At 42.9% G+C, this 22,060-nt stretch carries 18 protein-coding genes; 13 read left to right on the top strand and 5 right to left on the bottom strand.

The window, feature by feature from the left end; translation table 11 throughout:
* Nucleotides 1-27: 27 nt before the first annotated feature.
* Nucleotides 28-894: a LysR family transcriptional regulator gene (locus ACH2DQ_RS11570; protein WP_394914044.1), complete on the bottom strand. Its 867-nt coding sequence runs from the start codon at nucleotides 892-894 to the stop codon at nucleotides 28-30.
* A gap of 222 nt (nucleotides 895-1,116) precedes the next feature.
* Here ACH2DQ_RS11570 and ACH2DQ_RS11565 point away from each other — a divergent pair, with 222 nt between their 5' ends.
* On the top strand, nucleotides 1,117-1,806 hold the full coding sequence (locus tag ACH2DQ_RS11565) for a YoaK family protein (RefSeq protein WP_394914045.1): 690 nt from the start codon (nucleotides 1,117-1,119) through the stop codon (nucleotides 1,804-1,806).
* A gap of 108 nt (nucleotides 1,807-1,914) precedes the next feature.
* On the opposite strand, the gene ACH2DQ_RS11560 is transcribed toward ACH2DQ_RS11565, so the two are convergent.
* Complete coding sequence (locus ACH2DQ_RS11560; protein WP_395026811.1) at nucleotides 1,915-4,905, bottom strand: leucine-rich repeat protein; 2,991 nt, start codon at nucleotides 4,903-4,905, stop codon at nucleotides 1,915-1,917.
* Nucleotides 4,847-5,686, bottom strand: coding sequence for a LamG-like jellyroll fold domain-containing protein (locus tag ACH2DQ_RS11555; RefSeq protein ID WP_394914047.1), 840 nt, complete (start codon nucleotides 5,684-5,686; stop codon nucleotides 4,847-4,849). Before ACH2DQ_RS11555 ends, ACH2DQ_RS11560 begins: the two co-directional genes overlap by 59 nt.
* Before the next feature lie 625 nt (nucleotides 5,687-6,311).
* Here ACH2DQ_RS11555 and ACH2DQ_RS11550 point away from each other — a divergent pair.
* From ACH2DQ_RS11550 to ACH2DQ_RS11540, 3 genes are all read left to right on the top strand, one after another.
* Nucleotides 6,312-6,785 (top strand): pyridoxamine 5'-phosphate oxidase family protein, encoded by a 474-nt coding sequence (locus ACH2DQ_RS11550; RefSeq protein ID WP_394914048.1) that lies wholly within the window; start codon nucleotides 6,312-6,314, stop codon nucleotides 6,783-6,785.
* Nucleotides 6,786-6,791: 6 nt separating this feature from the next.
* Nucleotides 6,792-7,610, top strand: a complete 819-nt coding sequence (locus ACH2DQ_RS11545) for a MerR family transcriptional regulator (RefSeq protein WP_394914049.1) — start codon at nucleotides 6,792-6,794, stop codon at nucleotides 7,608-7,610.
* 169 nt (nucleotides 7,611-7,779) lie between these two features.
* The gene (locus tag ACH2DQ_RS11540) at nucleotides 7,780-8,235 is read left to right on the top strand and encodes a hypothetical protein (protein WP_394914050.1); all 456 of its coding nucleotides are present in this window, start codon (nucleotides 7,780-7,782) and stop codon (nucleotides 8,233-8,235) included.
* 129 nt (nucleotides 8,236-8,364) lie between these two features.
* Here the strand turns inward: ACH2DQ_RS11540 and bcp are convergent, their stop codons facing one another.
* Together bcp and ACH2DQ_RS11530 are read right to left on the bottom strand one after the other, a co-directional pair.
* Nucleotides 8,365-8,850, bottom strand: a complete 486-nt coding sequence (gene bcp, locus ACH2DQ_RS11535; protein WP_394914051.1) for a thioredoxin-dependent thiol peroxidase — start codon at nucleotides 8,848-8,850, stop codon at nucleotides 8,365-8,367.
* Between the two features lie 146 nt (nucleotides 8,851-8,996).
* Complete coding sequence (locus ACH2DQ_RS11530; RefSeq protein WP_394914052.1) at nucleotides 8,997-11,738, bottom strand: glycosyl hydrolase-related protein; 2,742 nt, start codon at nucleotides 11,736-11,738, stop codon at nucleotides 8,997-8,999.
* Nucleotides 11,739-12,247: 509 nt separating this feature from the next.
* Between ACH2DQ_RS11530 and ACH2DQ_RS11525 the strand changes: the two genes are divergently transcribed.
* The 9 genes from ACH2DQ_RS11525 to ACH2DQ_RS11485 all read left to right on the top strand — a co-directional run.
* A complete protein-coding gene (locus tag ACH2DQ_RS11525; protein WP_394914053.1) occupies nucleotides 12,248-13,489 on the top strand; it encodes an ABC transporter substrate-binding protein in 1,242 nt (413 codons plus the stop codon).
* 34 nt (nucleotides 13,490-13,523) lie between these two features.
* Nucleotides 13,524-14,444 carry a carbohydrate ABC transporter permease gene (locus tag ACH2DQ_RS11520; protein WP_394914054.1) on the top strand — a complete coding sequence of 307 codons (921 nt, stop codon included), beginning with the start codon at nucleotides 13,524-13,526 and terminating at the stop codon, nucleotides 14,442-14,444.
* Nucleotide 14,445: 1 nt separating this feature from the next.
* The gene (locus ACH2DQ_RS11515; RefSeq protein ID WP_394914055.1) at nucleotides 14,446-15,291 is read left to right on the top strand and encodes a carbohydrate ABC transporter permease; all 846 of its coding nucleotides are present in this window, start codon (nucleotides 14,446-14,448) and stop codon (nucleotides 15,289-15,291) included.
* A gap of 124 nt (nucleotides 15,292-15,415) precedes the next feature.
* Nucleotides 15,416-18,046: a hypothetical protein gene (locus tag ACH2DQ_RS11510; RefSeq protein ID WP_395026803.1), complete on the top strand. Its 2,631-nt coding sequence runs from the start codon at nucleotides 15,416-15,418 to the stop codon at nucleotides 18,044-18,046.
* 105 nt (nucleotides 18,047-18,151) lie between these two features.
* Nucleotides 18,152-19,252, top strand: coding sequence for a GntR family transcriptional regulator (locus ACH2DQ_RS11505; RefSeq protein WP_394914057.1), 1,101 nt, complete (start codon nucleotides 18,152-18,154; stop codon nucleotides 19,250-19,252).
* A 111-nt stretch (nucleotides 19,253-19,363) separates the two neighbouring features.
* Nucleotides 19,364-20,602, top strand: a complete 1,239-nt coding sequence (locus ACH2DQ_RS11500; RefSeq protein ID WP_394914058.1) for a uroporphyrinogen decarboxylase family protein — start codon at nucleotides 19,364-19,366, stop codon at nucleotides 20,600-20,602.
* Between the two features lie 232 nt (nucleotides 20,603-20,834).
* Nucleotides 20,835-21,275 (top strand): LytTR family DNA-binding domain-containing protein, encoded by a 441-nt coding sequence (locus tag ACH2DQ_RS11495; RefSeq protein WP_394914059.1) that lies wholly within the window; start codon nucleotides 20,835-20,837, stop codon nucleotides 21,273-21,275.
* Nucleotides 21,276-21,773 (top strand): hypothetical protein, encoded by a 498-nt coding sequence (locus ACH2DQ_RS11490; RefSeq protein ID WP_394914060.1) that lies wholly within the window; start codon nucleotides 21,276-21,278, stop codon nucleotides 21,771-21,773.
* 2 nt (nucleotides 21,774-21,775) lie between these two features.
* Nucleotides 21,776-22,060 (top strand): ATP-binding cassette domain-containing protein (locus ACH2DQ_RS11485; protein WP_395026800.1); only part of this gene is annotated, 285 nt, incomplete at its 3' end.

Here is a 22,060-nt window from a genome sequence, read left to right as displayed (position 1 = left end):
TAGTTCTGTGAAAATGCCGGCCAGGTATTAATTCAAGTCCCGGATATAAGCGGTCAGATATTCATAAAAATCAGCCACGGTTCCCTTGTTCATGACAGTGGGATCATACGTGATGATAATATCCCTGCGGCATATAGGACTATCTATAGGAAGGAGAACTACCTGGGGGAGGTTCGGGAGAGGACCCCAGGAATATTTCGGCCAGAATCCGATACCAAGTCCGGCGGCAATCAGGTTGCGGACTGCTTCCGGGCTATCGCTTTCAAATGCAATCCGGGGCGTAAAACCAGCCGCCAGACAGAATTGGTCGCAGATGGTACGGATCGGCTTGGAACCGGAGAAGCTAATGTATCCCTCATTCCTGGTTTCGCCCAGGGAAATGGATGTGCGCAGGGCGTATGCGGAATTAGCCGGGACAGCCAGATAAAAGTCCTCCTGAAGCAAGACCATGCTTTTGCTGTCCAGGACATTTCCGGGAATAGCCGAAGAGATACTCAGATCATAGACCGTATCATTTTGGTCCTGGGAAAGCTGGAAGATGATATCCGGATGCAGGACCTTATAGGAAATGATACAGCTGGTGACCAGTGCTGTGGCGGTGAGAAGATTTAAGCGGATTGTACGTCCGGTGTTTTCATCTGCTGCCTGTAATTCAGCAGGAAGATGATCCAGTGCGGACATAATGGGAAGGAGCCGTTCTTCCAGTCGTTTTCCCATATCGTTTAAGGTGATGCCTCTGTTTTTACGGTCAAACAGTAAAACCCCAAGTTCTGATTCCAGCCTGTGGATGGACTGGGAGAGGGCGGGCTGGGCAATATGGAGGGCTTTTGCCGCCTGGGTAATGTGTTCATATTTTGCGGCAGCCAAAAAATATTTCAGTTGCAGAAGCTCCATGTGTTTTCTCCTTTGGATATTCGTCTTTGTGTCTACCGTTTTGTGATCCAGGTGATCTGTTACGGTAAACTAAATTGATAATATACATATTATGTAAATATAATTATTATATATTGGATATGATGGAAATACAAGAATATAATAGTAAATGGAAAAGAATGCAGGGCAGTAAAAGGGTTGATGACAAAACTGCCTGTAAGATAAATGCGGGGAGTGCATAACATGATGAAGAAAAAAAGGCATGGACAAATGTCAGAATCCATACCGGTTGGTATTATTCTGGCGATTGTGGGCGGTTATCTGGATGCCTACACTTATAATGCCAGAGGACATGTATTCGCAAATGCGCAGACCGGAAATATGGTTCTTCTGGGACAAAACCTGTCTCAGGGACAATGGATGGAAGGAATTCAGTATCTGATTCCCATTCTGGCATTTGCAGCCGGAATCTATATTGTAGAAAAAATAAAGGAGCGGTTTCAGAAGAATACGCAGATCCATTGGAGACAGATCATTGTTCTGATAGAGATCATTTTGCTGCTGGTTGTGGGAGTTCTTCCCCAGTCTCTGAATCTGCTTGCTAATGTCAGCGTATCCTTTCTGTGCGCCATGCAGGTGGAAAGTTTTCGAAAGGTGAAGGGAAATGTATACGCTACGACGATGTGCACAGGCAATCTGCGAAGTGCCACAGAGTTATTCTGTGCATACCGCCAGACGAAAAACCCGGAACTTAAAAAGCGCAGCCTGCAATATTATGGAATAATCCTGGTCTTTATTCTGGGGGCAATACTGGGAGTGGTAATGACACGGATATTCCATGACAGAGCCGTACTTTTCTGCTGTATCTTTTTAGCAGCGGGCTTTCTGGTCATGTTTATAAAAGAAGATATTGAGGGAGAAGAAGCAGCATAGAAGAAGAAGCAGCATAGAAGCAGTAGTATAGAAGAAGAAGCATAGAAAAAGAAGGAGCATATTCCCTTATGGAAACAAAATATGCTCCTTCTTTCTTTTTAAACAACTTTAGTAAGATTTCACGTTCATGGTACTTTTCATTCCCTTTTTATTCAAAAGTTTTTCATAGTAGGAAACTTTTGATTTTGGAACTTTAATTGTGGCATTTGCATGAATTCCGGAAATCGCTTTGATGCCTACTGTCTTCAGTTTCCTGGATTTGAAGGTAACTGATTTTAATTTTTTATCCCCATAGAAAGCATATTTGCCAATGGACTTTACAGTTGCCGGCAGAGTTATAGCGGTGAGGGATTTACACTTCATAAACGCTTTGTCTCCAATGGAAGATACCTTGGATGCACTCATTGTTACTTTTTTGAGAGATGTACAGTTATAAAACGCAAGTTTTCCGATGGAGGTTATATTTTTTCCTATGGTTATTTTTTGCAGTTTTTTATTTCCTTTGAATGCAGCGTTATCAATTGCAGTTACTTTCAGCGTTGTATTCAGGAATTTTACTGTGGATGGGATGGTTAGGGATTTCAGGGAAACCCCTCTTTTCATACCGGTTAATTTTACACTGGAAGCTGAGGTGACTTTATAGCTCAGTTTTCCATAAGAAAAGGTATTGCCTGCCGCCGGTTTCTTTAATGTCAGTGATGATACCGCGTTTGCCAGTGTTTTGATTGCGTGATCTACTTCCGTCTGCGAAGCATTTTCTTTTGCGGATACGGTTCTGGCTGCAGTCAGGGCATCCTGCAGTGACCAGAAGGAGGAGTCCGTATAATTGCCCTGCTTCATTCCTGCAGCGGATGCAATTTTCTGATTCAGTATGGCTTTGTCAGCTAACTTTATGAGGCCCTGAAAAGCTGCATTTAATTTTGTCAAAGCACTGTCAACACTATTTTGAGAGGCATCTTCATTGGCTGCGGTCGCTTTGGCTTCTTTTAAAGCTGCTTCAAATACTGCCCAGCTTGCCTTGGTGTAAGTGGAAGCATTTAAGCTTGCCAGGGCTGTTATCCGGTTACTCAGATTAGTCATATCAGCCGCCGGAATACCTTGGGTATTGGCAAGATCGGAATAAATTTCCCGTCCGTCTTGGGTGCCAAGCATGATTTCCGATACTTTGAGAAGTTCGGATGTATCTCTGTCAAAGGTTATTTTTGCAAGTGCAGTGGGCTGATTCTGGTAGGAAATGGTTAACTTGAGCTGACCGTTTTCCGTATCCCGACGGAGGATTGTACCGCCTTTTGCATCTATTTTCACAATACTTGCCCCAGCCAGATCAATAACGGCATCGATTACACGGGTCTGGGACTTCTGGTTCTCTAACTTCAAAACGCCATTTTTTCCCGCACGTTCAAAGATCACTTTTTCTATATCACGGTTTTTCTTCACCATTTCTTCCTGAGTGAGGAATGCGCTGGTATCGAATACTTCCCCGGTCATGGTTTCCGGCTTCTCCATACGCAGGCCGTGGAGTGCCAGTGCCGCAATGTCAGAGTTGTCTCCGCCATTAAGCTTTTTCCCGGAATCGATGGTCTGACCGCCCAGCCCAATGAAAATATCCATGTTGGATGGGTCAGAGGAACCGTGATTGGTGCTGTTTCCGCCGTGGTCGGAGTTAGCGATAATTAAGGTGTCGTCATAACTGCCTTTTTCCTTTAATGCATCGGTTACAGCCTTGAAATAATCATCATAGAGCTTTAATTCGGACCAGTAACGGTCATTATAATATCCGGTACTGTGGCCGATGTGATCCATGTAATCGCTTTGCATGTAAACTAATGCGGTATTGTCATAAGCGTCACTTCTGATATAGTCGGCTACGTCATAGAAGCTCTTCTGGGACGCGGAAGATTTGCCGATTACAGCCGCATCTGCTTCGATAATGCCGTTTAAAATAGGGTTCCATTCGGAAAACGCAGCCATAGGTCTGTCCGGTGCTGCAGCGGTTACTGCCTTGAACATGGAAGGATAGAGCGGTGTATCTTTTTGGAAGTCCGCATAATATTCCTGACCTGCGCTGGTGTTGGTAAGCTGGTATTCGGAAAGTACATCCCCCCATGGGATACCATGGATCATGGAGCTGTAATTCTGCCCGGAAATGGAAGGGGTGACCGCCTGGGCAGTGTAACTGGTGGCAAACTCCTTATTGAACAGGTCCATTGCATATTCATTGGTGCGTTTTGCCATAATGGCAGGGTCACTCGTTTTACTGGGAAGTATGGAATTGGAAGTGGTATAGTAAATGGCATCGGGATTCCATACCTGGCCGCCTCCGTCTGTGGTCAGTACAACTGTGTGTTTATAAGGATAGATGGCGGCAGCATCTGCAGCGGCCTCTTTTTGATCTGCTGGTGCCAGTGCAACATCTCCTGCACCGATAACTCCGTCACCGTTGAAATCAAGTGCACTTTTGGCATAAACTTTAATCGTCTGTACTGCCTCCTGAGGATTCATGACGCCTGTTACGTCTTTCCCATTTTCAAATGCATGAAAATTCTCAATGGAAAGGGTTGTGTCTGTAGTGGAGGATACGTCATGGATCTTAAAATTCAGTTTTCCCAGACGCGTGGTGCCATATTGCCGGAAATCATCGGTAACAAGCGCTGCGGTAGAAGTAATCTTCAAACGGCCGGACTGACTGCTGTCTATGGTAACACCGCTCATTTTGTGCTGCACGTCTTCATAAGTAATGATTGACGGGTCGTAGACCAGATCATAGGTTATTTTATTTACAGAACCTGCTTCGTCTGCATTTGCATGGAGATTCACGTTCATTTCTGAGCCTTCTGCGGCGGTAGAAGAAGAGATAATGCCCAGATTTACCTGCTGGGGCTGAGGTTGCTGTATATCTGCATTTTCAAAAGCTTTTTCATCCAATGCCTTTACCTGTTCCGGGGTCAGAGCCTGATCATACAGTCTGGCAAAGCTTACAGCGGCATTCGAAAAATATTCAGCTGTGTTGCCCGGGCTGCTGTCACCGCCGATTACAAAATTAAAAGCAGTTGTTTGTATTTGAGGTAAACTTAACAGGACCTGCAGCTGCAATTTCACCAGCTAATTCTCCGTTTACATATAACTTGACAGATTCGCCGTCAACAACACCGATTGCATGAACCCACTGGCCTGCCTGGATAGCAGCAGCAGGCTGTCTGTATGACCCTCCTACATGGGCAAAGAAAGTGAGTTTCCCCCCGTCCAGCCCAAGGCCGATTCCGCCGCTCTGCTGGTTTGAGAATATATCGTGTTCACCGGATGGCAGGCTGTTATATTTAAACATGCATTCTATGGATACTGCATTTGTAATTTTGTTATATTTCGCTGCGTCAAAAGGATAAATATAAGCGGAACTGCCGTCAAAATTAGCGATGGGTTTATGTAATTCCGAACTGTCTGTAATGACAGGATTGCCGATGGTGCGATAGGAATTGGCAGTTTCGGAATGGTCGGTACCCAGCCGGTCTGAGAAATCCACATTCATTACGCTGGCTGCAGGAAGTTCGGTCTGCAGAGATAAATCAGCAGGAGCTGACGAATCATATGAAGCAGGAGCATCTTCCGTTTGGGGGATGATATTTTGGGCTTTTGGAGTGTCTGTCTGATCAGTTGATTCCGTCTGAGGCACCGTAGTGTCCTGTTCGGTTTGGGTTTCCAAAATGGATTCCGATGATGAAGGATCTTCTTCTGCGTATGCCTCTGTGACAACGGATTGAGCCGGAGCTGTATTTTGTTCCGCCTTTACGGACCTTTCTGTATGGGCAGCCAAAGCCGGAATACCGGTATTTGGAACCGTCAGTGTTACTGCAAGCAAAAGTGCAACTGCTTTTCTTTTCATAATTTTCTCCTTTACATATTTAACATGTTTGATTTGGACATTGCCCATTATAGCAATGGGTCTTTGTAATAACAATAAAATCCAATTCAAGTTTTTGTAAAAGAATTGTAAAAATACAAATATAAATACCAAGTATTGTTGTAGAAAAACTACAAAAATAATATATTTATCAGAAAATTATAAGGGCGTTTTAAGAAAAACAAGATTAAATGCTGCTGATTTATTTGAGCTGTCAAAGGTGTGTTTAAAAAAATGAGGTACGCTAATTGATATGTAGAAAAATTACAAAATATAGAGTAAAATAAAAGAAACATGAAATAATGATGCATATAATTGTTTGAAAATAAAAACATAAATAACAGGTGCATACACAAGTAACAGTTCAGCCAGGACCGAGCATTTATTGCACAGACCGTACGAAAACCTGGGACTGCTGGCATCCAGCCCTTCGCGCATGGCTAATTTCAATAGACTGGATGCGTAACCATTCAGCCGGCGAAACTGTTACATACACAAAAGGATTTAATCAGCAAAACCTTGATAAAAATTGGATTTCCAAGTACAATAAAAGGGAAACAGGGGAGCCTCACAAAGTAAAAAGGCATTAGCCGGGAGGATAATTAATATGAGAAGAAGTGACAGGGAGATCAAAGATTTAAAGGAAATAATGAATGTGATTCAGCAGTGCGATACCTGCAGGGTGGGTTTAATGGATGGAAAAGTTCCTTATATTGTACCGCTCAGTTTTGGAGTCCGGGAAGAAAACGGCAGAATTACGCTGTATTTCCACAGTGCTCCCGAGGGAAGAAAGATTCGCCTGATGGAAGAAAACAAAGTTGCCGCATTTGAAATGGATACGGCACATGAGTTGATTGAAAGTGAAACTGCATGCGGATATGGAATGAATTACAAGTGTGTTCTGGGGGGTGGAACCATTTCATTTATAGATGACTTTGAAGAGAAAAAGGCAGCGCTGTCCATATTGATGGAGCAGTATACCACAAATGGTGATCTGCCATTTTCGGAAAATATGATAAAAGCGGTAAAGGTAATAAAACTAGAAGTGGAGGAAATCAGCTGCAAATGCTGTAATCGGTAACAACCTATGGAAAAAGAGTATTATACGGTAGGAGAGGTGTCCAAACTCTGTGATATTCCGGTTCGGACACTGCATTATTACGATGAAATCGGACTGTTGAATCCGGCGAAGAAAGATGGGGATACCGGATACCGATACTACGGTAAATCCCAGCTTCTCCATGTAAATATTATCAAACAGTTTAAGGTGCAGGGATATAATATCAAAGAAATTAAGGAGCGTCTGGCTAACCATTCCGCCAGCGTAAGCAGGGAAGCCCTGCAGCAGAAATTGTCAGAAATCAAAGAAGATATCGAAGGTCTGATTCTTCTTAAGAAGAGATTGGAATATTATTTAAATGCTTTAAATTACCAGGACCATCAGCCGCATATTCACGCACAGACAATACCGCCTGTGAAGGTGCTTTCTATCAGAGAGAAAGGGGCGGCAGATCCCGTTGGATTTATGAAGCGTTTTGCCGGACTGGAAACGCTCTTAAAGAAAGAGAAGTGTAGTGCCACGGGGCCGGTAATGGCAGTCTATTATGATGATTATCGTGTATATGATCCCATGAATGCGGATATAGAGGTATGTGTGCCCGTGCAGGAAGATGCGAATGAATCTGTTCATATCCGTGATTTTGGAAATATGGAAGTGGTATCCGGGATCCATTATGGCCCATACTGCAAGGAATACCAGACCTATGGGATTATGATGGAATGGATGGAAAAAGAGGGATATGAAATGTGCGGAAATGCCATTGAAAAGTATCTGATCGATCCGGTGCTTACAGAGCATGAAGAAGAATTTATCACGGAATTAATGATTCCGGTAAGGAAACGGTAAGTAACCAATTGGTAACGAGATGGATACAAGATGGATAACCTGATTGGCAATGGAATAGTAACGGAATAGTAATGGAATAAAAAAAGCTTGACCCTACAGCCACTGTAGGGTTTATTCTTTTTATATAATAAAACAATGTTTTAAGAAACCAGAAAGGAAAAATGAAAAAATGGTACATTTAGTCTATTGTGATGATAAAGCAAAGGTTTTAGAAAAGATCCTGGAAGGGACAAAGCGTATGGTTGTCCGGGGGGCAGCGGGGAGAAAAATTCCTCACAGCCGTGTATTTGAAGGGGAAACGCTGTATTTTATGAAAAAGGGTACAGCGAAGATATCTGCAAAAGCTGAGGTTGTTCATGTGGACAATTATCTGAAGCTGTCGGATGGGGAAATAGAGAAAGTGCTGGAGGAAAATCAGGATAAGCTGGACCTTACAGAGAAACAAAAGGAGAGATGGCATAAAAAGTGCCTCTGCCTGGTTGAATTTAAGAATGTGGAACCAATTGGCCCCCTGGAGTTTGACAGACAGGGAAATATGGATGACTGGCTGATCCTGCAGAAGATAGAAGACGTAGTGGTGGGAACCAGCATTCCATATAATTATGATAATGCTAGATTTAAGTAAAAACAGGTAAATGAATACACTGTTAATGCATCGCAAACATAAAGGAATAGCGTGTCTGAACAGCTTGCTGACAGCTGTTTAGACACGCTTTGCTGCGAAACGGTGAAGTGAATTAAGTGAATTGACCGATTAATTGGCTGATGGCTGATTGGCTGCCGCTTGATCCAGATACTCCAGTATTTCACCAGCATTGGTGTCTGGTTTTGCCTTTTCAAAGACTTTTTCAATGATTCCGTTTTCATCGATGATATAGGTGCTGCGTACCACGCCCATGCCAATTTTCCCGTATAATTTTTTCTCTTTCCAAACATCGTAAGCCTGAATGGCAACGAGATCCGGATCGGATACTAAGATGAAAGGGAGATTATATTTTTCGGCAAATTTCACATGGGATTTTTCGCTGTCCTTGCTCACGCCGATAACCACAACGTCCTTTTCCTGAAAGCCTTGATAGGCACTGGCGAAAGCACATGCCTGCTTGGTGCACCCCGGTGTATTATCCCTTGGATAAAAATAAAGGACTACTTTTTTGCCAGCGAAAGAGGAGAGTGTGATGGCGTTGCCATCTTTGTCATTTAGGGTGAAATCAGGTGCTTTGGTTCCTGCTGTTAACATGATAAAACCTCCTTAAATGTTCGTTAAATTATTTGTTGCATTACTTTTTCTATATGGTTTGTAACTACATATTTATTCTAACATATTATGTACGATTTTTGAAATTAATATTTTGACGGAGGGAAATATATCGATGAATTTTTTTGTTACTGTTCGGATGGACTACTGCGCTTCTGACCGGCACGGAAAGTAAGCAGCAGGGTTTTTATCTCATGTGGCTTTAAATGGAGCTTGATTATCCGGTCCTGAAATTCCGCTGGTTCTATATAGTCTTCCTTTAGATTGCAGACAGATACTTCTGTAAGCGGAAGCGGACTGCATAATTCGTCTGAGGCTGAAAAATGATGATAGTTCACCAGTCTGATCAGTATCTGACCGGGATTTTTTTGGGAACGCCTGATCATAGATATATACAGGGATTGGGCAGCCAAATGAAAACCATAGGATATTGAGGTCAGGGAAGCTAATGCGTCCCTGTGAGCCGGTATGGTATGGCAGAAAGGCGATACCCGGAACGCATCTTCCCGCTGGAGCATTTCAACGGTACTTAAGGATGAACCAAAAGGCAGGATGGAATAATCAAATGTTAATTCCTGCTGTAACTGTCCGTCTGCCTGCCCGTCTGTTAAAAATGTTTTTTCAAAGCTTCGAAACAATGTAATGTCTATGCAGCCATCCGCCTGAGCCCGTGATGCCGCTTCGTGCAGTCCGCCTTTTGACAGGAAAGCAAGGCCGCTGCCGTCTGATCTCTTTCTATAAATGATGTTTCCAAAACTTTTTTCTTCCCGTTCTTCTTCCTTCCAGTTTTCTGATATCCGGCTTCTTCCCACGGCTCGCTCCACAAAAGAAAAAGCTTCTTCTGCATAATAAGATTCCGATGAAATTGCACTGCGTACACTTAATACAAAACGATGATCCTTTACATTGTTGTTTACTTCGGTACGGCATTGCAGCATATCGGAATTTTTTGCTATGGTGATAGAAGTTCTGACAGCCAGTAACTCGTGGTAATCACTCCGGCGGGTATACTGGCGGTGGTACTCCATGTGCCCGGGCAGAGGAATCAGATGATTGATACAAAAAGTACATTTGTTTGGCCCGTCTGCTGTCACTTCCACTCCGGAGGAGAATCCGCTGTGGTGAACGGCATCGGGTATAGGAGATCTGGAATTCCACCCGTCGCCAGTCTCGCCATAATCCACAAAAGTAAGAAGATTGGAATAGGTTCTGTTGTCTCTAAGGTCGGTAAGGGTAACTTCGCCGCCATTTGAAATATCCAGTTGTAAAAATTCATTCCTGGCAGATAAGGGTCCGATTCTCAAACTGCCGAAATATCGAACCGGAGTGGGGGAGGGCGTAATATAAAGTTCGCTCTTTCCCATGGGGGGGATGGCTGCCTCAAAGCACACCGTATAGATGTCAGCAACCGAACCGTAATATTCCCGGGGGTTTCTTACGGTGGAGTTTTTCCTGACGGATTCAATCTGATAGGGAATGACTGCGCCGTGCCGGTCTTGTATGAGAAAGGAATTCATTACTTCCGAAGGTATTACCGGGTATTTTTCCTTTAAAAAGCCGGGAGGAAAAGAAAGATCGGCAGTGACCACCTTGTTAAGTTCAAAGGGCAGAGGGTTAAATAGTGTCAGCAGGATACCCTCATCCTGATTTTTCGTCTCCTTGGTACAGTCCTCAGGCAAGAACGGCGTTAAAGCATGTTCAAAGATCTCCCTGGCGATTTGGGATGACTGTCGATAGCGGTAAAGCATATCCTGATGCACTTCATCTACAGAGCAGCCGCATATGGAGTCGTGGGCATGGTTTTTCAACAGGTACTGATATGCCGTCTTTTCGAACCCCGGAGACACGGAGTACCCATACAGAGATGCCAAAGCAGAGGTGGGCAAAGCCAATTTTTCCAAAAGAGTCTGGACCTGGTCGTTGGCATATTTAATATCATACCGGCTGGACAGTGTTCCGGAAATGAGTTTATTGTGTTCTTCTACAGCCTGTGCAGGCGCCTGGAGTTCTCCGGCTAGGACAGGTATATTGGATATGTATTTCTTGGTTTGGTTGGAGATATATTCCTTTACATGGCTGAAAAAAGACGAAACATTACCAATTGATACGTTGCAGGAAAAGGTTTCTTTTAAATGGTCTGCTAGATATACCGCATCCTTATGAATGGGAGTGTGATCCATTCCATCCATAAGGATGACAAAAGGAAGCGGCGAGCGAAGGCGTTCCTTTTGCACATATGCAATTGCGCCTTCTTCTATGCTCTTTGTTTTTCTGCTGTCGGAATACACTTCGTACCAGAAGCTTCCATAGCCACAGCTTTCCGGAACTTTATAAGTGAGGCATTTACTTTTGTCCGGAGATTCCCAGATAAAATAAGAGGGCAGGCTGGATTCGTTTGTCCCCCTCCCTAATATGGCAGTGGTAATACCAAATCCGTTTAATATCTGGGGCATTTGTGAGACATGCCCAAAAATATCACAGAGATAGCCAAGAGGCAGAATGGCTGCATCCCGGGTCAGTCCGGATAAAGATTCCCTTCCCATGTTTAAATTTGCAATGATGCTTTCTCCGCTGATAAGATTCTCGTCGGGCATTGTATACCATGGACCGGCGGATAGACGGCCGGAATCTAAAAGCTTTTTTACTCTTTCCTCATCCTGAGGCATAATTTCAAGATAATCTTCAAGCATTACAGTCTGTCCGTCGCAAATAAATGCGGAAAATGCAGGAGTGGTTTCCAGAGTTGTGAGAATCTCACGGAAAACGTCCACAAATCGAATGCGAAAAGACTGAAATGGCAGATACCATTCCCGATCCCAATGGGTGGAGGGAAAATATAATAGTTCCTCAATGCTGGTATTAGAACGCATAGGTTAATTCCTTTCTTATGGATTTGAATTTGATTAATATAGGTATAGAAGTTCTGGCGTGCCTTATCACAATAAGCATTTTACTGTTTAAAAAACCTGTTTGGAATTTAAAAAAAGCATATATCATGGCTTGGAATATGTCAATTCTTATCTGTAAAAATGGGATTTTAGACAAAACAGAACATCTAAAATTCATAAATTGGATAGTTATATTACGAGGTTGAAATGGAAAAGTAACAAAAAGAGGGAATCAGTAATGTACAAAACAACGAAAAGATATAATTAAAAATAAAATTAATTGACATATAGTACAATAACTGATAAAGTTAAGTATAAGAAACGACGAATAAAGCATAAGAAATACTAAAAGTTATATTACTAAGTTGGCTATAATGACAGGAGAGGGGGATGGAAAGTTCTTGTTTAAAATGTAAACAGAGAAACATAGTAAGCTGCAAGTGGAATAGTCAGGTAATTTAATCTTACAAAAAGAAAAGGAGAATACAAAGATGAAAAAAGTTTTGGTTTTAGGGATGGTATTTGCAATGTGTATTCCATTATTAGGCGGATGCGGAAAAAAGAATGAAACAGTTACATTAACAGTATGGGGAGATGCAGACAACCAGTCCGTTGTAGAAGGCGCATTCACAGAGATCAATGAAGCTTTTGAAAAAGCAAATCCTGATATTAAGCTGGATTATCAGTATTCCGGAACATTTGACACGATTAATGTTGCGGTACAGTCGGATTCCTTACCGGATTTATTCTGGGTACAGGGAAATAAATCTACGAAGATGGCAGAACTTGCACAAAACGGATATCTTCTGAACCTGGATGAGTATAAAATGGATGCCAGCCGATATCCCCAATCATCTATTGATTATGCTACGGTAGACGGTTCGGTATATTGCAGTTACCCTGCATTTATCGATTATGTAACGGTTTATTATAACAAAGATCTATTTGATAAAGCAGGGGTAAAAAAGCCGGAGAATTTTGCAGAATTTGAAAGTGCCCTGGCAGCATTGAAAGAAAGCGGAGTAACACCGATTGCTTTGGGCGGGAAAGGTGACTTTGACCGGTACTGGTTAATCCAATTAATGGCACCGGCATTGTGTAATGATACGCTAGCTGCAATTAAGAGTGGGGAAAAACCGGACTATGCACCTATGACAGAGTTATTTGACAAATACCGCGAATATTCCGAAAAAGAATATATGGGAAAAGATTTTACCTCTATTGACGGTGTGGGGGCGCAGCTGGCATTCACCAACGGACAGGCTGCCATGAGTATTGACGGAACCTGGAATAATCAGATGTACAAAGATTTGAACTTTGAAGTAGGAAGCTTTGCATTCCCTTCTGCAGACGGAACCCGCTATGCACAAAGCGGTGAGAGCCAGTATAATACATATGCAATTGCCAAAAAGACAGAGCATCCTGAGCAGGCAGTTAAATACCTGCAGTTCCTGAACAGCAAGGAAGCAGAGCAGATATTAGAAGACCATGTCGGCAGTATTCCGGCTGTAAAAGACTTAACACCAAAGGATGAGACCGTATCGGAACACTCTGATTTTGATCAGGTAGGATTTAATATTTATCATGTGCTCAGCGGAGTTGCGGATGAAAATGGAAAACCGCAGGATATTCTTCTGGGAGATGTACTGCCAAAATTAATGATGTCTGAGATGACTGGAGAAGAGGCAGTGACGAAAATACAGGAAGAAATAGCAAAAAGCAGCGTAAAGTAGTAGGGCGTGCTCTAACTTTCACTTGGAGGATAAAATGAAAAAAATAATAAGAAAACGGCCATTTATCTTCTTTTTGGTACCGGGATTTATTCTGTATTCCATATTTGTTATTTATCCAATATTTGCGGCTGGACAGTTAAGTCTGTACCAATGGAACGGTATCGGTAAAAAAATTTTTGTGGGAATTAACAATTATGTGGAGCTATTTACGAATGCGGACTTAATGGCACAGATGATGAACGCACTGAAAAACAGTTTGACAATATTTATATTGACCGTCCTGATTGCTATGCCTATTCAGATCATTATGGCATATATGATTTTCAGCAAGGCAAAGGGCAAAAATTACTTTCAGGTTGCAATATTTTCTCCCCAGTTTATTTCTACACCGGTAATCGTGTTTATCTTTACCCTGATCTTTGATGGAAATATCGGCATTGTAAATAAATTTCTGGAAATGGTGGGGCTGGGTGCTCTGACACGTTCCTGGCTTGGAATTCCCCAGTATGGCATTTATATCATCTGGGCAATGATCACCTGGGCGGGAATCGGCGTGGGCATGATGTATTTTATCGGAGCGATGAAAATGATCGGCATGGACAGCCTGGAAAGTGCGTATCTGGAAGGCGCCGGTTTTTGGAGAAGATTGTGGTACATTATTATCCCCCAGGTTAAAATGACCATCTTGAACCTTGTGCTGGTGGGCTACATTGTGAGTATGACGATCTTTGATTACAGTTATATTATGGGGGGAACCTCCGGTGGAATAAATGGAAATGTGGATGTGATGTCCCTGTTCTTCTACCGTATGGCGTTTGGCGATACAAATCCTCTTGGAGGAAATATCAGCTCTAATTCCATTGGAATGGGTACAACCATTGCATGCGTCCTGTTTCTGATGATTTTTGTAATTGCACTTCTGCAGATGCTGATTGTGTATAGAAAGGAGGAATAGTATGAAACACAGAGACGTTATGAGCAGGCATCACGGAAGGTCTGCGGGTGTGATTAAGATAATTCTGTGGATATATTCGTCCTGCACCTTTTTCATTTTGCTTTATATGATATATCATTCCCTTCGTCCGAAGCAGGATATTTTAAGCAATACCTTCGGTGTTCCGGCAAAAGTATCTTTTGATAATTACATAAAATTATTGGTGAATGACGGATTTTTCCGTTACTTTGGAAACAGCGTCCTGATACTGGTTGTAAGCCTGGCACTGCTGGTGCTGATATCATCCATAACGGCTTATGGAATTGCACGGTTTAATTTTAGAGGGAAAAAATTCTTCCGGATTTATTTCCTTATAGGTTTGATGTTTCCCGTGCAGTTGGGTATCGTTCCCATTTTCCAGATTATGAAACAAATGAATTTGATTAACAGCCCTTTATCGGTCATATTGGTATCGGCAGCAAATATTTCAATGCCTGTATTTATGCTGACGGATTTCTTCGCAAAACTGCCAAAGGAAATTTATGAAGCGGCGGTTATAGACGGTGCGGGAGAGTGGACGGCTTTTGGTAAAATTATGTTCCCCATGGCCAGTCCGGTTGTATTTTCTGTATGTATTACCGTTTCGGTACAAATCTGGAACCAGTTCTTCCTGCCGCTGATTTTTCTGCAGAAGGACTCGGCAAAAACAGTTCCGCTTTTGGTGGTTAAATATACGAAAAATTTGATGAATACCATGGATTCAGCCATGGCGGTATCCACATTGTCTACAATTCCGATTTTACTGCTGTTCATTATCTTTTCCAGTAAGATCCTGGATGGCGTTACGGCAGGCGGAGTCAAGGGCTGATTAATATGGGTAACTATTGACCTTTATCAAGACTAGAGCGTGTTTGAAAATTCATTTCGAAAGCAATTTCAAACACGCTCTGCGGGTTTTGATAAAACGACTGTAAATATTTGAGAGGATCAGAATGTCTAAAATAAAAGAAATATGGTGTATGCATCACAGTCATCTGGATATCGGTTATACACATCCTCAGCCAATGCTCATGGAGCTGCAGGGAGATTATATAGAGAATGCAATGGAACTTTGCATGCTGAGCAGAGAGTGGCCCCAGGAAAGCCAGTTTAAATGGACTTGTGAAGTCACGTATCCTGTTTTGAAATGGATGGAGCATGCGGAGCCTGAGAAAATTTTGCAGTTCAAGCAGCTGATAACTGAAAAGCGCATCAGCATAGCTGCCCTGCCCATGCATACCACCCCATGCAGTACCAGCGGGCAGATGGTAACAATGATGAAGGAACTGAATGAATTAAGAGCAAGCTTAAATACAGAGATTAACACTGCAATAAACCATGATGTAAACGGGCAGCCCTGGCCATTGTCCCAGATTTTGCTGGACAGTGGCGTGGATTTTTACATGACAGGCATCAACATTCATTTTGGAGGAATCCCTTACAAGCGTCCAATGGCTTTTCGGTGGAAGACCCCGGACGGAAGAGAACTTCTAAGTTATGTGGGTGAGCACTATTCCTTATTCAGCCAATTTTTAAAGACTTTTGAAGCGGATACCGGGAAAATGCATGAAGGGATTGAACGTTATGCAGCGCGTATGGAAAAGCAGAACCATAACTGGGATTTTGCTTTGCTGACAGCAACCAACCCGCCACTTTTTGATAATAACTGCCCGGATGCAGGACTTGCAGGACTGTTTAAAAAGTACAATGAAGAGGGACATGAATATAAGATCCGGTTTGCAACGCCCGAGATGTTAAGGGATAAGCTCTTAAGCATGGGAACCGGGAACATCCCGGTATATGAAGGAGATTGGACTGATTACTGGAACTTCGGGTGCGCAAGTACCGCAAGGGAAACAAAGGTAAACCGCATGGCACAAAAGGCATTGGAGACAGCAGGCGTGCTGGAGTGTGCCAACGGGGAAAACCAAAGCCGTTACAGGGCAATCCGTAAAGAAGCAGAGTTAAACGCCCTGATCTTCAGTGAACACACCTGGGGAGCCTCCCAGGCTGTATCAGATCCGTATGATTATGAAAGCCAGTCACAGACGATTCATAAGCTGAATACTGCTTATCAGGCCGCGGATCTGGCTGGATATCTGATTGGGAACCAGTTGGAAAAATTGGCGGGAAATCCATGGCAGTCAGATGAGATGGAGGGTATCCTTGTGATGAACCCCACCGGCGTAACCCAGGAGGTTTCACTGGAAGTGCCGAAATCCTGGATGCGGAAAGAGCGGCAGCTCAGTGCTGTCCGTGCAAAGAGGTATATTCCCTATCTGGATAACAAAAAAGAAAAAGATTACTATGCAAATGAGGAAAAAGAATATTATGGGGCGGTCATCCTGCCGCCCTTTGGATATCAGGTGATTCCTTTTGGGGAACTTTTAAACTACCGGCAGGGCAATGAGAAAGCATCAGACATTTTGGCAGAAGAAGGATGCATGACCACTCCCTTTTATAAGATCAGTATCGATCAGGCAACAGGACGCATTGTGCAAATCTATGACCGGAAACGCAAGAGAGAGATGCTGGATGAAGAGAAGGGCTGGGCATTTTTTGAAGTGGTGAGGGAAACAGTAGACGGCAGATTCCAAAAGGAAGAGCGTCGTGCCATATTTGACCGGGATGTGGACTTATGTAATCAGAATATCAGCATGTGGAATCATGGGTGGAAGGCCAGACGAAGAGGACCGGAACGGATTTCTGAGTGGAACCTTTGTAATGACGGGCTAAAAGCAGATATTATATGGAAGTCCGAGGTGCCGGGAACCGGCATGCTGGAACAAAGAGTTACGTTTTACCGGGACAGTGCTCATATTGATCTCCATTTGAAAATGATAAAGCTGCCGGTATATACACCGGAAGCACTGTATCTGGCATTTCCGTTAAAAATAGCAGGGGGCTGGAATTGCAGCTATAATACAGCGGGACAATTTGTGAAATTAGATGATGAACAGCTTGGACATGTATGCCGTGACTGGGTTACTACAGATAATGGAGTGGCAGTTTATGATGATACGGTCTGCTATGGACTTGCCTGCCCCCATGCACCAATGGTTCAGGTGGGAGACTTTCATTTTGGAAGAGAGCAGCACCAGATTTTGCGTAAAGAGAATCCTCTGCTGCTGGCATGGCCCTTGAATAATTACTGGGATACGAACTTTGAAGCTTGCCAATCAGGGGCAATGGAGTTTTCCTACCGGTTTTTCTGTATGGATCAATTTGATCGGACAAACGTTTACAAAGAGTTTGTCAAAGCGGAGAATCTGGGAATCCTTGGGGCAGCAGTGCACGCTGAGAAAAAGTCAGAAGTGTTAATTGACTGCAGCGAAGAGGGCTGTATTGCGTCACTGTATCCGGCAAAGGGAACTGATATGGGACTGATCATAATGATGAAAAACCAGGAGTTACAGGAAAGAGAAGTCTCGTTTTGCATTCCGGGGTGGGACAAAATCGAAGCCTGGGAAGTAACGGTTCAGGAAGAAAAAAGGAAAAAGCTTCCCGTGGAACAAAACAGAGTCATTTCGGTATTGGAACCAAATGCCCTGAAATGGATCAGAATTGAGCATAAAAATAACTAAAAGGCGAGAGTGTTGGTAGTAAATGGAAAACGGATATGCTATATTATGAGTATGCTACGTTATGAGTTACGAAATGAGTGGTTGATCTATAAGGAGAAATTTAGAATGCAGGAAAACAACAATATTCCAAAGTACCAGCAGATTGAAAAAGATATATTAGATAAAATTATTCAGGGTATCTATGGGAAGCTGACAAAACTCCCAAGTGAGAACCAGATGGCAGAAATATATAATACGAGTGTACCGACAGTCAGGAAAGCATTAAGTGAATTGGTATATAAAAAAATTATTTATCGGGTTAAGGGCAGTGGAACTTTTGTAAGCGGGGAAGATATCGAAGAATTAATTGACGCAGACAGTAAAACAAAACCTATGAAAAATATTTGTTTCCTGGTGTTTACGGATATTACGGACAGTTCCATTATGAAAATGATACGCGGAGCGCAGATGTATCTGTTTGGAAAGGGATATTCCATGACTATTCTGTGTAAAAGCCAGATGGCAGGTTCAGAGAGTGAGTTGATTAAACGGTGCCTGGAGAGCAAAGCAGATGGGATTATCTGTTTTGCGGAAGATCCCCAGGAGAATATCGGAAGCTTTCATTTGATTATGGAACATCATATCCCGGCGGTTATGCTTGACCGTGGACCAAGTGACATGCCTTTTACGCTGGTATCTGCATATAATGTTGACGGTGGGTATCAGATCGCACATTATTTAATTGGAATCGGGCATAAAAATATTGTCTTTGCGGCAGATACCATTCAGTTAGAGGCAGAGAAGGACCGCATTAAAGGATACCGGATGGCACTGCAAGAGGCGGGAATTGCCTGTGAAGAGCAGTTTGTCATAGATCGGGTTCATTTGCAGGAGCAGCAGGACAAGCTGGTGGAACTGGTAAAAACCAGAGGGATAACAGCTGTGCAGTGTGTGAATGATAAGATGGCAGTTCTGGTAATGCGGCGTCTGAAAAATGAAGGATATCATATTCCGGAAGATATATCAGTCTGTGGATTTGACGGGTCAGATGAAGCCGAATATGCTTCACCGAGAATAACCACAATCAATCATCCCTTTGAGGAAATGGGGCATGTGGCAGCATCCAAGCTGTTAGGGCTTTTGGACGGAAAAAAATCTCACAGCCAGACATTTCTTCCGGTAGAGCTGGAAATAAAGGATTCCTCCTGCCCGCCCAGTAGATCTTAAAGTTGGAATTTACTGCTTGCGCTATTCATGATGGAAAGTTGAAAGTTCCTTGTAAAATACATATTAATGCATTATCGCAGGCGGAACCTGCGATATGCGGGAGGTATCATAATGACTTCAAGAGAAAGAATAAGAGCCGCATTAAACCATGAAAAACCGGATGTACTGCCGATTGATTTTGCCGGTCATCGTTCCAGCGGCATAAGTGCAATCGCATATAACAGACTAAAAATGCATTTGGGTTACGCACGGGAAACCACGAAATTATATGATGTTATGCAGCAGCTTGCAATACCGGAAGATTTTATATTAGACAGGCTTAGCGGGGATGTAGTGCAGGTGAGGAGGCTGGTATCCGCATTTCAGGTAAAAGGCGACCGCTACAAAGTATCCGAATTACCAGATAAAAGCCCCTGCATGGTGCCCTATGACCTGAACCCTGTAGTCAATGGAAAGGGAGATTTTGAAATTCATGACAGCGAGACCGGAGAACTGCTGGCGGTACGTCCTAAAGATGGAACGCTGTATGATTCGGTAAGGTATTACCTGGAGGACGTAGAGACGCTGGAAGAGTTACAGGAGCAGCTTGTGCTGCCGGTAGTCACCGAGGAAGAACTGGCATTCATAGAGGTTCAGGCGCGTGAATTATATTACAACACGGATAAAGCCCTGATAATGCATGCAGGCTGCAGTGTATTCGAACAGGGACAGCAGGATTTTGGATATGAGAACTGGGCATGCCATCTTTTACTGGAAAAGGAAATGGTGCACGAATGGGCTGAGAAGATGACCGATGCCTATGTGGTTAATCTGCAGAAGATGCTGGACAGAGTGGGGAAATACCTGGATGTGCTGATTTTTGGCGGGGATGATCTGGGGAACCAGATTCAGCCGCAATTGTCACCGGAACTTTACCGCGAAATGATAAAGCCATACCATAAAAAGATTTTCCGGTTTGTACGTGATCATTATCCGGGAGTTAAGGTGGCATTACATAGCTGCGGAGCAATTTATGATCTGATTCCGGATCTGATTGAGGCGGGTGTACAGGTGCTGAATCCGGTACAAATATCGGCTAAGGGCATGGATCCCGTGAAATTGAAAAGAGAGTTTGGAAAAGATCTGGTTTTCTGGGGCGGTGGAGCTGATATGCAGCAGTTTGTGGCTGGAACATCCAATATAGAGGATATCTACCGCCATAGCAGCGAATTAATTGAAATATTTAATCAGGACGGAGGATTTGTATTTAACCAGTGCCACAATATTCTGGACGAGGTATCGCCGGAGAAGATACTGGCTATTTATCAGGCGGCACTGGATTGGAGGGAAAAGGAAAAGATGGAATTATAAAATGGAAAGCTGTAGATCTGAGGTAATGGATCTATGGCTTTTTTGTGTAAATTGGCGGCGGCGTGGCGCTGCGGCTATTACAGGATTGCGGGAAGCTAAGAGCAAAATCTGATCATTTCAGATACAACTTAGACTATCATTTCCGCAACTTAGAAAAACCAGGTTGAAATTAAAAAAGCCAGTGTGTATAGTTAAACTAAATAAAAAGTGATTTGCGCCAGGAGGTGGAAGGGTGAAGATACATGTAAGGGAGGACAGCAGTTTCAGTGAGATGGAGATTACGATTAATTGCTCATGCGCAAATGATAAAACAGATAAAATAATTGCAATGCTGCAGATGATGGACCACAAAATGACCGGTACAAGAGATAAACAGACCTATATATTGGATACTTCCAATATCCTCTATATTGATACGGTTGATAAAAAAACATTTTTTTACACGGAATCGGCAGTTTATGAAACACCGTTAAAATTATATGAACTGGAAGAGCAGCTTGCAGATATGGACTTTTTCCGGGCTGGGAAATCCTGTATCATAAATTTTAACCAGATTAAGTCGCTGCGACCGGATATCGACGGAAGAATTCTGGTAACCATGAATAATGGAGAAAAAGTATTCGTTTCCAGACAGTATGCCGGAATAATCAGAGAAAAATTGGGGGTGAAATAAATGAGTGATAAAATTCTTTCGAAATATAAATTTGCAGCCAGGGTAATGATTATATTTACCGTTGAAGTCTTGTTCATTGCAATTATCGGTTATTTCTTTGGTGAAGATGCAATGGAGATTTCCAATCTGTACCAGCTTGGGGGCAGGGGAATTGCCAATACCACAATCCTGCAGTTGTTTTTCTGCTCCATTGCAGTAAATTTGGTACAGAGTTTCAGCATGTCCGCTAAGTGTTTTCAAAATGTCATGATGGTCTGGCGCACGGTAATTATGGTGGTGCTGATTGTAGTTGTCATTTTAATTTTTGTAATATGCTTTGGATGGTTTCCTTTGGATTACTGGCCGGCGTGGATTGGTTTTTTTGTCTCTTTTGGAGGTTGTTTTCTGATCAGCACCATACTCATGGTGATTAAGACGAAGCTGGAAGGGAAGAAGTACGACAAACTGTTAAACGATTATAAAGCGAAAAAAGAGCTGCATGCGAAGGAGGGCGAATAGGCATGGGAGAGATTGTAATTCAAAATATATCCAAAGCGTTCAATGAAAAATGTGTATTGGATGAAGTGAAATTGACAATTAAAGAAGGGGAAATATTTGGGCTTCTGGGACCTTCGGGTGCGGGAAAGACAACGCTGATTAAAATATTAACCGGGCAGTTAAAGCCGGACAGGGGGGAAGGGATGATTTTCGGAAAATCCTGCTCCCATCTGGACAGGGAAGATTATAAGATGATCGGTATGGTTCTGGATAACAGCGGATTGTATGACCGGCTGAGCTGTTACGAT

It is taken from the genome of Robinsoniella sp. (assembly GCF_034124845.1).
Note: the sequence above shows the minus strand (reverse complement) of the source record. Positions and strands in the feature narration are given on the sequence as shown.

Bases quoted from the DNA above. Each gene is read 5' to 3' on its own strand.
- ACH2DQ_RS11565 (WP_394914045.1), top strand. From the start codon at position 1,117: ATGATGAAGAAAAAAAGGCATGGACAAATGTCAGAATCCATACCGGTT.
- ACH2DQ_RS11545 (WP_394914049.1), top strand. From the start codon at position 6,792: ATGGAAAAAGAGTATTATACGGTAGGAGAGGTGTCCAAACTCTGTGAT.
- bcp (WP_394914051.1), bottom strand. From the start codon at position 8,850: ATGTTAACAGCAGGAACCAAAGCACCTGATTTCACCCTAAATGACAAA.
- ACH2DQ_RS11540 (WP_394914050.1), top strand. From the start codon at position 7,780: ATGGTACATTTAGTCTATTGTGATGATAAAGCAAAGGTTTTAGAAAAG.
- ACH2DQ_RS11570 (WP_394914044.1), bottom strand. From the start codon at position 894: ATGGAGCTTCTGCAACTGAAATATTTTTTGGCTGCCGCAAAATATGAA.
- ACH2DQ_RS11525 (WP_394914053.1), top strand. From the start codon at position 12,248: ATGAAAAAAGTTTTGGTTTTAGGGATGGTATTTGCAATGTGTATTCCA.
- ACH2DQ_RS11510 (WP_395026803.1), top strand. From the start codon at position 15,416: ATGTCTAAAATAAAAGAAATATGGTGTATGCATCACAGTCATCTGGAT.
- ACH2DQ_RS11555 (WP_394914047.1), bottom strand. From the start codon at position 5,686: ATGAAAAGAAAAGCAGTTGCACTTTTGCTTGCAGTAACACTGACGGTT.
- ACH2DQ_RS11505 (WP_394914057.1), top strand. From the start codon at position 18,152: ATGCAGGAAAACAACAATATTCCAAAGTACCAGCAGATTGAAAAAGAT.
- ACH2DQ_RS11490 (WP_394914060.1), top strand. From the start codon at position 21,276: ATGAGTGATAAAATTCTTTCGAAATATAAATTTGCAGCCAGGGTAATG.
- ACH2DQ_RS11530 (WP_394914052.1), bottom strand. From the start codon at position 11,738: ATGCGTTCTAATACCAGCATTGAGGAACTATTATATTTTCCCTCCACC.
- ACH2DQ_RS11550 (WP_394914048.1), top strand. From the start codon at position 6,312: ATGAGAAGAAGTGACAGGGAGATCAAAGATTTAAAGGAAATAATGAAT.
- ACH2DQ_RS11500 (WP_394914058.1), top strand. From the start codon at position 19,364: ATGACTTCAAGAGAAAGAATAAGAGCCGCATTAAACCATGAAAAACCG.
- ACH2DQ_RS11515 (WP_394914055.1), top strand. From the start codon at position 14,446: ATGAAACACAGAGACGTTATGAGCAGGCATCACGGAAGGTCTGCGGGT.
- ACH2DQ_RS11520 (WP_394914054.1), top strand. From the start codon at position 13,524: ATGAAAAAAATAATAAGAAAACGGCCATTTATCTTCTTTTTGGTACCG.